The sequence below is a fragment of the Caballeronia sp. BCC1704 genome, from assembly GCF_902833455.1.
Classification (GTDB): domain Bacteria; phylum Pseudomonadota; class Gammaproteobacteria; order Burkholderiales; family Burkholderiaceae; genus Caballeronia.
In genome coordinates, this window is the sequence record NZ_CADFFT010000004.1 from 247680 (window position 1) to 261004 (window position 13325).

The 13325-nt window shown below is 64.9% G+C and carries 16 protein-coding genes; 2 read left to right on the top strand and 14 right to left on the bottom strand.

From position 1 onward, the window contains the following. Window positions 1-34: 34 nt before the first annotated feature. The 14 genes from HWX53_RS20885 to HWX53_RS20950 form a co-directional block, all read right to left on the bottom strand. Window positions 35-295 carry a glutaredoxin family protein gene (locus HWX53_RS20885; RefSeq protein ID WP_175944463.1) on the bottom strand — a complete coding sequence of 87 codons (261 nt, stop codon included), beginning with the start codon at window positions 293-295 and terminating at the stop codon, window positions 35-37. A gap of 10 nt (window positions 296-305) precedes the next feature. Further along, a complete protein-coding gene (locus HWX53_RS20890; RefSeq protein ID WP_175944465.1) occupies window positions 306-1844 on the bottom strand; it encodes a DegQ family serine endoprotease in 1539 nt (512 codons plus the stop codon). A gap of 23 nt (window positions 1845-1867) precedes the next feature. Next, a complete protein-coding gene (locus HWX53_RS20895) occupies window positions 1868-2854 on the bottom strand; it encodes a MucB/RseB C-terminal domain-containing protein (RefSeq protein WP_175945244.1) in 987 nt (328 codons plus the stop codon). Between the two features lie 57 nt (window positions 2855-2911). After that, entirely contained in the window at window positions 2912-3562 is a 651-nt protein-coding gene (locus HWX53_RS20900; RefSeq protein ID WP_175944467.1) for a sigma-E factor negative regulatory protein, read from the bottom strand. 84 nt (window positions 3563-3646) lie between these two features. Continuing rightward, the gene (rpoE, locus tag HWX53_RS20905; protein WP_159836660.1) at window positions 3647-4246 is read right to left on the bottom strand and encodes an RNA polymerase sigma factor RpoE; all 600 of its coding nucleotides are present in this window, start codon (window positions 4244-4246) and stop codon (window positions 3647-3649) included. Window positions 4247-4341: 95 nt separating this feature from the next. Beyond that, the gene (locus tag HWX53_RS20910) at window positions 4342-4803 is read right to left on the bottom strand and encodes a protein YgfX (protein ID WP_244140208.1); all 462 of its coding nucleotides are present in this window, start codon (window positions 4801-4803) and stop codon (window positions 4342-4344) included. Window positions 4804-4835: 32 nt separating this feature from the next. Next, window positions 4836-6074, bottom strand: a complete 1239-nt coding sequence (gene fabF, locus HWX53_RS20915; protein ID WP_175944469.1) for a beta-ketoacyl-ACP synthase II — start codon at window positions 6072-6074, stop codon at window positions 4836-4838. Between the two features lie 146 nt (window positions 6075-6220). Further along, the gene (gene acpP, locus HWX53_RS20920; RefSeq protein ID WP_004197638.1) at window positions 6221-6460 is read right to left on the bottom strand and encodes an acyl carrier protein; all 240 of its coding nucleotides are present in this window, start codon (window positions 6458-6460) and stop codon (window positions 6221-6223) included. A gap of 239 nt (window positions 6461-6699) precedes the next feature. Further along, window positions 6700-7440, bottom strand: a complete 741-nt coding sequence (gene fabG, locus HWX53_RS20925) for a 3-oxoacyl-ACP reductase FabG (RefSeq protein WP_175944471.1) — start codon at window positions 7438-7440, stop codon at window positions 6700-6702. An 11-nt stretch (window positions 7441-7451) separates the two neighbouring features. Then, window positions 7452-8384 carry an ACP S-malonyltransferase gene (fabD, locus tag HWX53_RS20930; protein WP_175944473.1) on the bottom strand — a complete coding sequence of 311 codons (933 nt, stop codon included), beginning with the start codon at window positions 8382-8384 and terminating at the stop codon, window positions 7452-7454. Window positions 8385-8517: 133 nt separating this feature from the next. Then, on the bottom strand, window positions 8518-9507 hold the full coding sequence (locus HWX53_RS20935; RefSeq protein WP_175944475.1) for a beta-ketoacyl-ACP synthase III: 990 nt from the start codon (window positions 9505-9507) through the stop codon (window positions 8518-8520). Continuing rightward, the gene (gene plsX / locus HWX53_RS20940) at window positions 9507-10658 is read right to left on the bottom strand and encodes a phosphate acyltransferase PlsX (protein ID WP_175944477.1); all 1152 of its coding nucleotides are present in this window, start codon (window positions 10656-10658) and stop codon (window positions 9507-9509) included. Before plsX ends, HWX53_RS20935 begins: the two co-directional genes overlap by 1 nt. 139 nt (window positions 10659-10797) lie before the next feature. Continuing rightward, on the bottom strand, window positions 10798-10977 hold the full coding sequence (rpmF, locus tag HWX53_RS20945; protein WP_159836666.1) for a 50S ribosomal protein L32: 180 nt from the start codon (window positions 10975-10977) through the stop codon (window positions 10798-10800). Between the two features lie 133 nt (window positions 10978-11110). Further along, window positions 11111-11728 (bottom strand): DUF177 domain-containing protein, encoded by a 618-nt coding sequence (locus HWX53_RS20950; RefSeq protein ID WP_175944479.1) that lies wholly within the window; start codon window positions 11726-11728, stop codon window positions 11111-11113. A gap of 262 nt (window positions 11729-11990) precedes the next feature. On the opposite strand from HWX53_RS20950, the gene HWX53_RS20955 reads away from it, so the two are divergent. Continuing rightward, window positions 11991-12602: a Maf-like protein gene (locus HWX53_RS20955; protein ID WP_175944481.1), complete on the top strand. Its 612-nt coding sequence runs from the start codon at window positions 11991-11993 to the stop codon at window positions 12600-12602. Beyond that, entirely contained in the window at window positions 12599-13318 is a 720-nt protein-coding gene (locus HWX53_RS20960) for an SAM-dependent methyltransferase (protein ID WP_175944483.1), read from the top strand. Before HWX53_RS20955 ends, HWX53_RS20960 begins: the two co-directional genes overlap by 4 nt. Window positions 13319-13325: the final 7 nt, after the last annotated feature.

The window sequence follows — 13325 nt, forward strand, 5'->3', positions numbered from 1 at the left end:
GGGGGTGGGCAGGCGTTTTCGGCGTTCGGCGGCTCTATGAACGGCGCGAGGCAAGCGCCGCCAGGACGGCATCCACGTCGAGCCGGTGCTCGCACACCTCGACGCCGTCCAGCATCAGCACCGGCACGCGCTCGTTGTAGCGCGCCTCCAGGTGCGGATCGTCGTCGATATCGATCCACTCGATCGCCACGCCGAAGCGTTGCGCGATCGGCTCGAGCTCCGCGCGCATGTCTTCACACAGATGGCACCACGCGCGCCCGTACAGCACGAAATGCGCGGCGTGGTCCGCCCTCATCGCGCGGCCGTCACTTCTGCGCCGGCACGCGCGGGCGCAGCGGCACGAACTGCGTGTTGTCGCCACGGCGCACGAGAATCGCGACCATCTTGCTGGCATCGAGCCCCTGCGCGATGGATTCGAACTGCTTCGCGCTCGTGATGTCCGTGTCGCCGATCCGCATGATGATGTCGCCCTTCTGGAAGCCCGCGCGCGCCGCCGGCCCTTCGACGGCATCCACCTGCACGCCGCCGTTGAGCTTGAGCGCCTTCTTCTGCTCGGCCGGGATGTCGCTCACCGCGAGGCCGAGCGAATTGCTCGCCCGCTCCTTCGGCTGCGGCGCGCGGCGCTGCTCGGTCTTGGCGACCTTGTCCGGCTGCATTTCTGCGATGGTGATCGGCAGATCGCGCGACTGGCCCTTGCGCCAGATCGTGATCGTCGCTTTCATGCCCGGCTTGCTGTCGCCGACCATGCGCGGCAGGTCAGTCGCCGTTTCCACGTTCACGCCGTTGAATTTGAGGATGATGTCGCCCGGCTGAATGCCCGCCTTGTCGGCCGGCCCGCCCGCCTCGACGCTGCTGACGAGCGCGCCCTGCGCCTTCGGCAAGCCGAGCGAATCGGCCACGTCCTTCGTCACCTCGCCGATCGCGACCGCAATGCGCCCGCGCGTGACTTTGCCCGACGTCTTCAGCTGATCCGCCACGCGCATGGCCTCGTCGATCGGAATCGCGAACGAAATGCCCATGAAGCCGCCAGTGCGGCTGTAGATCTGCGAATTGATGCCGATGACCTCGCCCGCCATGTTGATGAGCGGACCGCCGGAGTTGCCGGGATTCACCGCGACATCGGTCTGGATGAACGGCAGGTAGTCGCCCGTGTCGCGGCCCTTCGCGCTGACGATGCCCGCCGTCACCGTGTTGTCGAGCCCGAACGGCGAGCCGATGGCGAGCACCCATTCGCCGACGCGCACCTTGTTCGAATCGCCGATGGTGATGGCCGGCAGATTCGACGCGCTGATCTTCACGACCGCGACGTCCGTGCGCTCGTCGACGCCGACGAGCCGCGCCTTGAACTCGCGCTTGTCGGTGAGCGTGACGTAGATCGTGTCCGCGTCGTCCACCACGTGCGCGTTGGTCATCACGTAGCCGTCGGTCGAGAGGATGAAGCCCGAGCCGACGCCGCTGCTCTGCTCCGAGTTGTCCTGACTGTCATCGGGCGGGAGGCTGCGGCTGCCGCCCTTGCCCTGATCGCCGCCTCCTCCGCCACCGCCGCCGCCACCGTGGCCGCGCGGCGAGCCCGGCTGCCCCGGCATCGGAATGCCGAAGAAGCGCCGGAAGAATTCCGACATGTCGCCTTCATCGAGGCCCGGCGGCAAGCCGCGCATTTCGCCCGACGAGCCGACGCGCGAGGTCGTGCGGATGTTCACGACCGAAGGCCCGACCTTGTCGACGAGCGTGGTGAAGTCCGGCAGATTCACCGTGGGCGCTGCTGCCGCCGCTTGCGAGATGAACGGCAGGCACACGGCGAGCGCCGCGGCCGCGATGAACTTGCGCAGCGAGTAGTTGCTCATGGATGGAAGGCCGAGGGATTCGATTACTTGGAAGGCTTGTATTCTATGGTAGAAGCAAATTGCTGCAACGTGGCTTGCGGCACTTCGCCCAGCAAAGTAATCCAGAAATCGCCGCGACGCTTCACGAGCACATGCGTCGCGCCGTTATTGCCCGCGCCTTCCTTGCGGGAATTCTTCTCGACCGGCTCGACGAACACGGAAATGGCGGCAAGGCCGTCTGAGAATACGGCCTGATCGACCGGAATCGGCGGCTGGCCCTGCTCGCTCGACGCCATCGGCCGGCGCAGTTGGCGGATCAGCCTGAAGCCGGGAATGGTCGGCTTGATCTGCCAGCCCTGCGCCTGCAAGTCGACCGGCTGCACCGGCGGGCGCACGACGTTCCAGCCCGCCGTGGCGCGCATGCCGTTCGCGATCGAGGCTTTATCGATCGCCCCGCCGATACGCACCTGCGAGAACGAAAGCTGTTCCAGCACCTGGCCGTCCGGATCGAGCGTCTGCGCGCGCAGCAAGAGACCGGTCTTCGCGTCCGCCCACAGCTTGTAGGCGAAACGATAGGCATCTTTCGGGTCGAGTTCGATCACCTGACTCTCGATGCCCGCGACGCGGTCGGTGCCGAGCAGCTTCGGCTCGTACACCGCGAGCACCTGATCGCCGCTCGTGGCGAGCAGCGACGGAAACGAATCCTTGCTCTGCCGATGCTCCATGACGAGCAGATGCCGCTCCGGCACGAACGTGAGCATGTCGTCGTCGTGGCGCAGCATCCGGCGCGGCGCGCCGTCGAGACTTTCGAGCGATTCGTAATCGCCGTCGCCGCGGGTGGCGACGTGCGTGATGCGCGACGACTGGACCGTCGCGCCGCGCTGATAAAGGAAGGTGCCCTCGTAATTCTGCTGCTGGGCCGCTTCCTGAATGCGGTTGAGCAGGTTGGCGGCGGTTTTGCGATCCGGCGCGTTGCCGCTGTCAGCGAACGATGCGGATGCCGCGCACAACAACGCGGCTGCGCAGAACATCAATGCCGGCAGCCGCCCCCAATATCTAGTTTTATTCAACCGCACACCTGCCTTCAGTTATTGGCTCTGCGTTGTCACCGCGGCGCGAATCAGTGGCATGGCGCCGGGAATCGCAGGCTGCTGCGAGAACTGCTGATGCGCTTCGAGGTACTGATCGAGATTCGCGTCGCGGATGATGTTCGCCTCGACGACCGGCGCGGCGGTGGTCACGGCCGGCACCGACGCCAGCGCCACACGCTGCACCGAATCCGGCTGCGCGACGCTTGCCACTTGCGCGCCCGAGTGGACGCCGACGCCCTGCATTTGCGGCACGACGATCCACGTGAGCGTGGCCGCGGCGGCCGCGACCGCGAACGCCGGCACCACGCGCCGGCGCAGCATGCCGCTGCGCGCCTTATGCGCCGAAGCCGATGCCGCGGGCGCCAGCACGTGCGCCTCGGCCTCGAAGCGCGCCGCGAACGACGCCATGAACGCGCGGCTGCGCGCCGGGCTCTCGGCGAGATCGTCGGAACGCAGCGCGTCGCCGATCAGATGATAGTCGGACCACGCCGCGCGGTCCTCGCTCGTCAGTTCCGCCAGGAACTGACCGATGTTTCCAATTTCGCCGAGCGATTCACCGTCGGCGAACGCCGACATGCGCTCCCCGCGCGAGCTTGCCTGCGAATTTCCCTGCGATTTTGCGTTCGATTGCATCGAGACCGACCCCATGATGCTCCCCAATCCTTCGAAACCAGCCGTAGTGACACCACCTAACCCAGATATCGCGTCCCTGTCCCGAAGTTTCCAGCCGGCTTACCAGCGTTTGCCTTCGGGTGTGTCCAACAACGGACGCAATTTTGCCGCAATGGCTTCCCGAGCACGGAAAATTCTCGATCTGACGGTGCCGATCGGGCAGTCCATCATCTCCGCGATTTCCTCGTAACTCAATCCTTCGATTTCCCGGAGCGTGATGGCGGTGCGCAATTCCTCGGGCAGCAGCGCCATCGCAGCATTGACCGTTTGAGCGATCTGCTTGCTCATCAACATCGACTCGGGCGTGTTGATATCCCTTAGTTGGTCGGCGTCGGAGAAAGTTTCCGCTTCTTCCGCATCTGCTTCGGTAGAAGTGGGAGCGCGGCGTCCCTGCGTCGCGAGGTAGTTTTTCGCCGTGTTGACGGCAATGCGGTACAGCCAGGTGTAGAACGCCGATTCGCCGCGAAACTGCGGCAGCGCGCGGTAGGCCTTGATGAAGGCGTCCTGGGCGACGTCCTCGACTTCGGCGGGATCGCGCACGAGGCGCGAGATCAGTCGAATGATCTTGCGGTGGTATTTGGCGACCAGCAGTTCGAACGCGGCTTTGTCGCCCTTCTGCACGCGTTCGACCAGCACTTGGTCGATTTCTTTTTCGCTCACCTGGGAATCCGTTTGACTTTGGGCTGTTGCGCGGACGGGTATTGTAGCGTCACGGACTTCGCGTTATCCCGGACGCTCATCTACCGTTACAGTCTTTACAGGTAGGCGCTGGCGGCGCGGCGGGCGCGCACGGCAAGCTGGCGGAAGGTGTCGGGATCGATGGAATCCGCCGCGACGAGAAGCGCGCGCGGCCCGCCTTTTTCCGATGACAACGTGAGCGCGACGACCGCGCCCCATTGCGCGCAGCCGACGATGCGCCGGTACTGCGCGTAGCCCGCGCGGTTCCAGACCGTGACGCCGTCCGCGTGCAGGCCGATGGCCGCCGGTTGGCGCAGCGTCCAGCGCACGGCCGCCAGGGCGAGGGCCGCTAGACACGCTAGCGCGGCCACGGTCGCGTGAAGCGGCCCAAATTGCGCGAAGACCGCCCGGAAGACGGCCGCGTCCGCCAGGACGACAAAACCGATGAGCGCCGCGAACAGAAAACGCGAAGGCCGCATGGGGATGCGCGGCGGTGTGCCCGCTTCCCCATGCGGCCGATTCAGATGCGCGCCCGTCATCGTGTCCCCCGTCCTTGACGAGTGCGCCGTGCTCAGAAACGCTTGAAGACGAGCGAGCCGTTCGTGCCGCCGAAGCCGAACGAGTTCTTCACCGCGACGTCGATCTTCATCTCCCGCGCCGTGTTCGCGCAGTAATCCAGGTCGCACTGCGGGTCCTGATTGAAGATGTTGATGGTCGGCGGCGAGACCTGATGATGCACGGCGAGGACCGTGAACACCGACTCCAGCCCGCCCGCGCCGCCGAGCAGGTGCCCGGTCATCGACTTCGTGGAGTTCACGACGATGTTCTTCGCGTGATCGCCGAGCGCGCGCTTGATGCCGATGGTCTCCGCGATGTCGCCGAGCGGCGTGGACGTGCCGTGCGCGTTCACGTAGTTGACTTCGTCCGCGTTGACCTTCGCGTTCTTGAGCGCGTTGACCATCGCGCGGCGGCCGCCGTCGCCGTCTTCGGGCGGCGCCGTCATGTGGTAAGCGTCGCCGCTCATGCCGTAGCCCAGCACTTCGGCATAGATCTTCGCGCCGCGCGCTTTGGCATGCTCGTATTCTTCGAGCACCATGACGCCCGCGCCTTCACCGAGCACGAAACCGTCGCGGTCCGTGTCCCAGGGGCGGCTGGCCGTCGCCGGGTCGTCGTTGCGCTGCGAGAGCGCGCGCGCCGCCGCGAAGCCGCCGATGCCGAGCGGGGAAACCGTCGCTTCCGCGCCGCCCGCGATCATCACGTCGGCGTCGCCGTATTCGATCAGGCGCGACGCTTCGCCGATGCAGTGCAGGCCAGTGGTACACGCCGTGACCATCGACAGATTCGGGCCCTTGAGGCCGAAGCGGATCGACAGATGGCCGGAGATCATGTTGATGATCGACGCCGGGACGAAGAACGGCGAAATGCGGCGCGGACCGCGATTGAGCAGCTCGGTCTGCGTGACTTCGATCATCGGCAGCCCGCCGATGCCCGAGCCGACCACCACACCCACGCGTTCGGCGTTTTCGTCGGTGATCGCAAGGCCGCTGTCCTGCATCGCCTGAACGCCTGCCGCGAAGCCGTAATGGATGAAGGTATCCATGTGGCGCGCTTCCTTGGCGGGCATGTAGTCTTCGATGCTGAAGCCCTTCACCTCGCCCGCGAAACGCGTGGAGAAGTTCGTGGCGTCGAACTTCGTGATGTTGGCGATGCCCGACTTGCCCGCCACCAGATTGGCCCAGCCGTCGGCAACGGTATTGCCGACAGGCGAAACGAGCCCAAGGCCTGTAACAACAACTCGACGACGGCTCACGTTAACCCCTTATCCATAGAATGACGAAAAGCAAAAGCCACAGCGGCCACAGGAAACCGCCCTGTGTGCCCTGTGGCTGTTAAATCGGTCTTTGCAGCGACGATGCTTCAAGCTCGAAGAGCGACGGGTCGCTGGCGCGTCCGGCCTTAGGCCTTGACGTTGGCGCGAGCGTAGTCGATCGCTTGCTGAACCGTGGTGATCTTCTCGGCTTCTTCATCGGGGATTTCCATGCCGAACTCGTCTTCCAGCGCCATCACCAGTTCCACCGTGTCGAGCGAGTCAGCGCCCAGATCGTTCACGAACGACGCTTCGTTCTTGATTTCGGCTTCCGCCACGCCGAGTTGTTCGGCGACGATCTTCTTCACGCGCTGTTCGATGTTGTCCATGCAGCCCTCCGAGGGAATAAAAGTTCAAAAATACGAGTGCGCGCATTTTATCAGGTTTGTACCCGCAAAATACGGCGCGTCAGTTCCATGCTTCGCCGCCTGCTGCGCTTCATCAAGGCGCGAGCCGACGGCCTGCATCGTTCGTTGCTGCCGCGCTGTACGGGGCGCGCATGCCGGTGAGAGCATTTTGCGCGCCCGTGTGCCGCGCGGATATTAAGCGATATTCGGCGAAATGCCTATTACATGTACATGCCGCCGTTCACGTGCAGCGTCGTGCCCGTGATGTAGCCGGCGAACGGCGATGCCAGGAACGCCACCGCATGCGCGATGTCTTCCGGACTGCCGAGCCGGCCGAGCGGAATTTGCGTGGTGAGCGCGGCGCGCTGCTCTTCCGGCAGGACCTTGGTCATGTCCGTATCGATGAAGCCCGGCGCGATGCAGTTCACGGTAATGCCGCGGCTGCCGATCTCGCGTGCCAGCGCGCGCGTCATCCCCGCGACGCCGGCCTTCGCCGCCGCGTAGTTCGCCTGACCGGGATTGCCCGACGAGCCCACCACCGACGTGATGTTGATAATGCGGCCGCCGCGCGCCTTCATCATCGGGCGCAGGACGGCTCGCGACAGGCGGAAGACCGCGCGCAGGTTCGTGTCGATGACGGCGTCGAATTCGTCGTCCTTCATGCGCATGGCGAGCTGATCTTTCGTGATGCCCGCGTTGTTCACGAGCACGTTGAGGCCGCCGAACTCCTTCACGGTGGCTTCGATGAACGCGTCGGCCGCTGCGGCGTCGTTCACGTTCAGCACCGCGCCGCGGCCCTTGCCGCCCGCCTGCGCCAGCGCTTCGCTGATGCCCGCCGCGCCGCTTTCGCTCGTGGCCGTGCCGATGACCGTCGCGCCCTGACGAGCGAGTTCCAGCGCGATGGCGCGCCCGATGCCACGCGACGCGCCCGTGACGATAGCTACCTGATTGTCCATGTTCATGTGGTTGCCTCTTATCCAGCGATCAGTTTGCGCGTTTCCTCGAGCGAGGCGGGATCGAACACCGCACCGCCGACGAGATTGCCGTCGATGCGCTTCGTGAGCCCCGCGAGCACTTTGCCGGGACCGCATTCGATGACGTGCGTGACGCCTTCACGCGCCATTGCCTGCACGCACTCGACCCAGCGCACGGGACCCGCGGCCTGACGCACGAGCGCGTCCTTGATCGCGGCGGGGTCCGAGACCTTCGCAACATCGATGTTATTGATCAGCGGAATGCGCGGCGCTTCGATGCGGACGTTCGCGAGATAGTCGCGCAGTTGATCGGACGCGGGCTTGAGCAGCGACGAATGGAACGGCGCGGAAACCGGCAGCGGCAACGCGCGCTTGGCGCCTTTCGCTTTCGCCACTTCGCACGCCTTTTCGACAGCCGCCTTCGCGCCCGCGATCACCACTTGCGACGGCGCATTGAAGTTCACCGCTTCCACGACGCCCGCCGACGCGGTTTCCGCGCACACTGCGCGCACCGTGTCGTCGTCGAGACCGAGAATCGCCGCCATGCCGCCCTCGCCGACCGGCACCGCGCTTTGCATCGCCTGGGCGCGAAAGCGCACGAGCGGCACCGCGTCCGCGAAAGCGAGCGCGCCCGCCGCGACCAGCGCCGTGTATTCGCCGAGGCTGTGGCCCGCGACCAGCGCCGGCGAAAGGCCGGTTTCCTTTTCCCATACGCGGTAGATGGCGTACGCGGCCGTGAGCATGACCGGCTGCGTGTTCGTCGTCAGATTGAGCTCTTCGGCCGGACCTTCGGCGATCAGCTTGGCGAGATCCTGCCCGAGCGCATCCGATGCCTGCTGCACCGTCTCGCGCACCACGGCGTGATCGGCAAAGGCGTTGAGCATGCCGATCGATTGCGAGCCTTGGCCCGGGAAAACGAACGCAAATTTCATATCGTCCTCGTTGGATTGGAATGATCCGCCTATGCGTCGAGGGCGCGCGCGGCGTCGCCGGTTGCACGCGCGGCGCGCAGCTTCATCGACAGCGGATCAGTTGCAGATTAATGGAGGGAGACGGATGAAAGAATCAATAGCGGAAGACCGACGCGCCCCACGTGAAGCCGCCGCCGACGCCTTCGATCAGCACGTTCTGTCCGCGCTTGATGCGGCCGTCGCGCACCGCGACGTCGAGCGCGAGCGGAATCGACGCCGCCGACGTATTGCCGTGGTCGCCGACCGTCACGACCATGCGCTCCTGCGGTAAGTGCAGCTTGCGGCAGGTGCTCTGCATGATGCGGATGTTCGCCTGATGCGGAATGAGCCAGTCGATCTCCTGCGGCGTGAGATGCGCTTTCTGGAGCGCTTCGATCGCGACCTTCTCCAGCACGTTCACGGCGAGCTTGAACACCGCCTGGCCGTCCATGTGCAGGAACGCGCTGCCGCTCACGACGCCGCCGTTCACGTTGCCCGGCGTGCAGAGAATGTCGGCGTAGCTGCCGTCCGCGTGCAGCGCGCTCGCGAGCACGCCCGGCTCTTCCGACGCCTGAAGCACCACTGCGCCCGCGCCGTCGCCGAACAGCACGCAGGTCGTGCGGTCCTTGAAGTCGAGAATGCGCGAGAACGTCTCCGCGCCGACGACCAACGCCGTGCGATGCATGCCGCTACGAATGAAGCTGTCCGCCGTCGCCATGCCGTACGCGAAGCCCGAGCACACGGCCTGCACGTCGAACGCGGCGCCGTTGTTCTTGATGCCCAGCTTGTTCTGCAACAGGCACGCGGTGCTCGGAAACACGAAGTCGGGCGTCGATGTGGCGACGATGATGAGGTCGATCGACTGCGGATCGATGCCGGCCGCCGCGATGGCCTTCTGCGAAGCGATGAGCGCGAGATCGCTCGTGGTTTGATCCGGAGCCGCGAAGTGCCGCGCGTGGATGCCCGTGCGCGCGACGATCCATTCGTCGCTCGTCTCGACGCCTTGCTGCGAGAGACGGTCCGCCAATGCCTGATTCGTGATGCGCTCGGACGGCAGATAGCTGCCAGTGCCGAGCACGCGAGCGTAGAGATTGGATTGAGCCATTATGCCTTCGTGTGTTGCGCGGTGCCGGACGCGTCCGGCGGGTTAGGCGAGGGGTTAGGCGAGGAATTCGGCTGAAGCGCGAGCGCGTCGGCGGACGCACCGGCAGCCGGCGCGCTCGTGCCCGAGTCTTGTCCGGACGGCGCGGACAGCGCATTTTCCTCCATCGCGCGCACGAGGCGTTCGAGCACGCCATTTTTGACGGCATCATACCCGCGTTTGATCGCCCACTCAAAGCCGTACGCTTCCGCGGAGCCGTGACTTTTGATCACGAGCCCGCGCAGGCCGAGGAGCGCCGCGCCGTTGTATTGCGCCGGATCGACGCGCTTTCTGAACCGCTTGAGCACCGGCATGGCGACGAGCGCCATCAGCTTGCTCGAAAGCGAGCGCGTGAACTCTTCCTTGATCATGTCGGAGAGCATCTTGGCGAGCCCTTCCGACGTTTTCAGCGCGACATTGCCGACGAAGCCGTCGCACACGACCACGTCGGTCGTGCCTTTGTAGATGTCGTTGCCTTCGACGTTGCCGTAGAAGTTGAGCGTGCTCGCGCGCAGCAGCTCGCCCGCGCGCTTGATCGTTTCGTTGCCCTTGATGACTTCTTCGCCGATATTGAGCAGCCCGATGGTCGGCCGCTCGCGGCCTTCAATCGCGGACACGAGCGCGTGGCCCATTTCGGCGAACTGCAACAGATGTTCGGGCTCGCAATCGACGTTCGCGCCGAGGTCCAGCACGGTCGTGTAGCCCTTCTGGCTCGGCATCGCGAAGGCGATGGCCGGCCGCTCGATGCCCGCGAGCGTCTTGAGCACGTAGCGCGACACCGCCATGAGCGCGCCCGTATTGCCCGCGGAAATGCAGGTCTGCGCCTCGCCTTCCTTCACGAGGTTAAGCGCCACGCGCATCGACGAATCTTTTTTCTTGCGCAGCGCGACTTCGACCGGGTCGTCCATGGCGACGACTTCGGTTGCGGCAACGACGGTCAGGCGCGGCTCGTCGAGCGCCTTCGACTTCTTTAACTGGGCGCGGATCGCCTGTTCGATGCCGACGAGCATCAGGTGCGCGTCGGGATGCGAGCGCACGAAATTGACAGCGGCGGGAACGGTCACGGCCGGACCGTGGTCGCCTCCCATGCAGTCAATGGTTATCTTTACGGTCATGGAAAGCGACGAATTTCAGGCACAAAAAAGCGGCAGTGAAATGCCGCCTTCTTGTCGTACCGGGAAAGTGTCAACAGCGTGCCAGGCGCGAGCCACCGCAAGACGGCGATGCGCACGCGGCAAAGCGCAGAACGAACGCTTAGTCGTTCTTCGTCTTGACGACTTTCTTGCCACGATAGTAGCCGTTCGGGCTCACGTGGTGACGCAGATGCGCTTCCCCCGTGCTCGGTTCGACAGCCAGCGGTGCCGTCGGGAGGAAGTCGTGGGAACGGTGCATGCCGCGCTTGGACGGCGACTTCTTGTTTTGCTGAACTGCCATGATTACTCCAGAAAAATTTTGCGAATTCTAACACAGGGCGACCTGTCTCCGCGTTCGCGGAAAACTCCGGCCGTCCCGGCCCACCGCTCGAAGCGGGAGATTGCGTGCGGCGAGGATTCGCCGCACTGCGCCATCAATGCTTCTTGTCGTCCGGACCGCTCGTCTTGAGCTTTTCCAGAACGGCAAACGGATTCGGTTTCTCGGCTTCCTCGCCGCCTTCGTCGGCCTCGTCCTCGGCGCTGCCTGCGAGCAGGCTTTCATGCACTTCCGGACAGACGCTATGCTTCGGCACGAGCGGCAAGGAAAGCAACAGCTCTTCTTCGATCAAGTCGATGAGATCGAACTGGCGCGAGCCGACGATCACTTCGATTTCATCTTCGTCGAGCGGATACTCGTCTGCTTCTTCCTCCGTCGCGACGATCCGATACGTCGCGTCGACGTCGAGATGCTGCGAGTACGGCGAAAGACAGCGCTGGCACGTGAGCCACACCGAACCGTGCACCGCGAGGCGCAGATACGGCTGCGGCGCTTCCGTGCCGTCGTCCTGCAATTCCGGCTGGGTCGAGCCCTCGCCCTGCCAGGTGAAGACCGTGTCGTCCTCTGGCGCGTCCGCCGGTACTTCGGCTAACATGCGCGGCATTTGCGACGTACGCAACGCGCCCGCCGCCTGCCGTTTGTTCTCGGCGAAGTCGTAAAGGTCGAGCGCGCGCAGATCAGCGAGGCTCGCAGGTTTGCCAGGATTCTGAGTCATGCGCGCTCCTGCCTTATGCCGGGTTGTTCGTTCTTTCATCCGCCGACGCAGCGTGGGCTTGCATCGGTCTGCATGCGCTCAGTATGCACTGCCCGCCGACTTGGAGCACGCCCGGCACGCCCCAATTTGCATTCCCGCCCGCGCCAATGCCCTGACAGCCGATGAAAAGCCCAAAATCATATAGGCTTTATTCTTTCGAGTCAAATAGTTAAGGCTGCGTACGCGGTCTGTGGCTTATCCACCCATTTCACCGGTTTTCAATATGTCGATTCCTCAAGCGCCGCGCCTCGTGCTGGCGTCCAGTTCGCCGTATCGGCGCGAGTTGCTGCAGCGCCTGCGCATTCCGTTCGACGTCGTTTCGCCCGATATCGACGAAACGCCGCTCGAAGGCGAATCGCCCGAAGCCACCGCCGTGCGGCTTTCGATCGCGAAGGCGCGCGCCGCTGCCGAGCGCTTGGCGGACGCGGCGGGCGCGCTCGTGATCGGGTCCGATCAGGTCGCGACCTTCGATGGCCGTCAGCTCGGCAAGCCGGGCACGCACGACAACGCCGTCGAACAGCTTCGGTCGATGCGCGGCCGCAGCGTCGAATTTCACTCCGCGCTCGCCCTCTTCGACACGCGCACGGGTGACGTGCAATCCGCCGATATCGTCACGCGCGTGCGCTTTCGCGACTACTCGGACGCTGAAATCGAAGCCTATCTGCGCGCCGAAACGCCCTACGACTGCGCGGGCAGCGCGAAATCCGAGGGTCTGGGCATCGCGCTCCTGGACGCGATCGACTCGGACGACCCGACGGCGCTCATCGGCCTGCCGCTCATCGCGCTGACAAAGATGCTGCGCGCCGCCGGCCTCTCGGTTCTGGGGGCGGCATGAGCGGCGTTCTCTATTTGATCCCGAACACGCTCGGCGAAGGCGACGCCGCCGCGCTCGCGTCCGTGCTTCCCGAGCCGGTGCGCGCGCGGGCTGCGGCGCTCGGTTACTACATCGGCGAAAACGCGAAGACCACGCGGGCGTTTCTGAAGAAAGTCGGCACCGAACGGCCGATTCAGGAAATCGAGATACGCGAGCTGAACGTGAACACGCCGCGCGCCGAAATCGACCGGCTGCTTGCGCCGATCCTCGCGGGCGCCGACGCCGGCCTCGTCTCAGAAGCGGGCTGCCCCGCCGTCGCCGATCCCGGCGCGCTGCTGGTGCGGCGGGCGCACGAGCGCGGCGTGAAAGTGGTGCCCTTCGTCGGTCCGAGTTCGATCCTGCTCGCGCTGATGGCCTCGGGCATGAACGGCCAGAGCTTCGCGTTCAACGGTTATCTGCCGGTCGATGCAGCGGAACGCGGCAAGCGCCTGCGCGAACTCGAACAGTTGTCGCGCAAGGCGAATCAAACGCAGATTTTCATCGAAACGCCGTACCGCAACCGCGCGATGCTCGACACGCTCGTCGCGGCCTGCGCGCCTTCGACGCTGATCTGCGTGGCCGTGGACCTGACGCTGCCGGGCGAACAAATCGTCACGCGCACGGCAGCCGACTGGAAAAAGCACGCCGCGCCGGACCTGCACAAGCGCCCGGCCATTTTTCTGCTGCTCGCGTCGTAAGCGCGTT

Excerpts from the sequence above, each read along its gene's own strand:
- HWX53_RS20950 (WP_175944479.1), bottom strand. The coding sequence starts at position 11,728 with ATGACTCAGAATCCTGGCAAACCTGCGAGCCTCGCTGATCTGCGCGCG.
- fabD (WP_175944473.1), bottom strand. The coding sequence starts at position 8,384 with ATGAAATTTGCGTTCGTTTTCCCGGGCCAAGGCTCGCAATCGATCGGC.
- fabG (WP_175944471.1), bottom strand. The coding sequence starts at position 7,440 with ATGAACATGGACAATCAGGTAGCTATCGTCACGGGCGCGTCGCGTGGC.
- acpP (WP_004197638.1), bottom strand. The coding sequence starts at position 6,460 with ATGGACAACATCGAACAGCGCGTGAAGAAGATCGTCGCCGAACAACTC.
- HWX53_RS20910 (WP_244140208.1), bottom strand. The coding sequence starts at position 4,803 with ATGACGGGCGCGCATCTGAATCGGCCGCATGGGGAAGCGGGCACACCG.
- HWX53_RS20935 (WP_175944475.1), bottom strand. The coding sequence starts at position 9,507 with ATGGCTCAATCCAATCTCTACGCTCGCGTGCTCGGCACTGGCAGCTAT.
- HWX53_RS20900 (WP_175944467.1), bottom strand. The coding sequence starts at position 3,562 with ATGGGGTCGGTCTCGATGCAATCGAACGCAAAATCGCAGGGAAATTCG.
- plsX (WP_175944477.1), bottom strand. The coding sequence starts at position 10,658 with ATGACCGTAAAGATAACCATTGACTGCATGGGAGGCGACCACGGTCCG.
- HWX53_RS20890 (WP_175944465.1), bottom strand. The coding sequence starts at position 1,844 with ATGAGCAACTACTCGCTGCGCAAGTTCATCGCGGCCGCGGCGCTCGCC.
- rpmF (WP_159836666.1), bottom strand. The coding sequence starts at position 10,977 with ATGGCAGTTCAGCAAAACAAGAAGTCGCCGTCCAAGCGCGGCATGCAC.
- HWX53_RS20885 (WP_175944463.1), bottom strand. The coding sequence starts at position 295 with ATGAGGGCGGACCACGCCGCGCATTTCGTGCTGTACGGGCGCGCGTGG.
- HWX53_RS20895 (WP_175945244.1), bottom strand. The coding sequence starts at position 2,854 with ATGTTCTGCGCAGCCGCGTTGTTGTGCGCGGCATCCGCATCGTTCGCT.
- HWX53_RS20955 (WP_175944481.1), top strand. The coding sequence starts at position 11,991 with ATGTCGATTCCTCAAGCGCCGCGCCTCGTGCTGGCGTCCAGTTCGCCG.
- HWX53_RS20960 (WP_175944483.1), top strand. The coding sequence starts at position 12,599 with ATGAGCGGCGTTCTCTATTTGATCCCGAACACGCTCGGCGAAGGCGAC.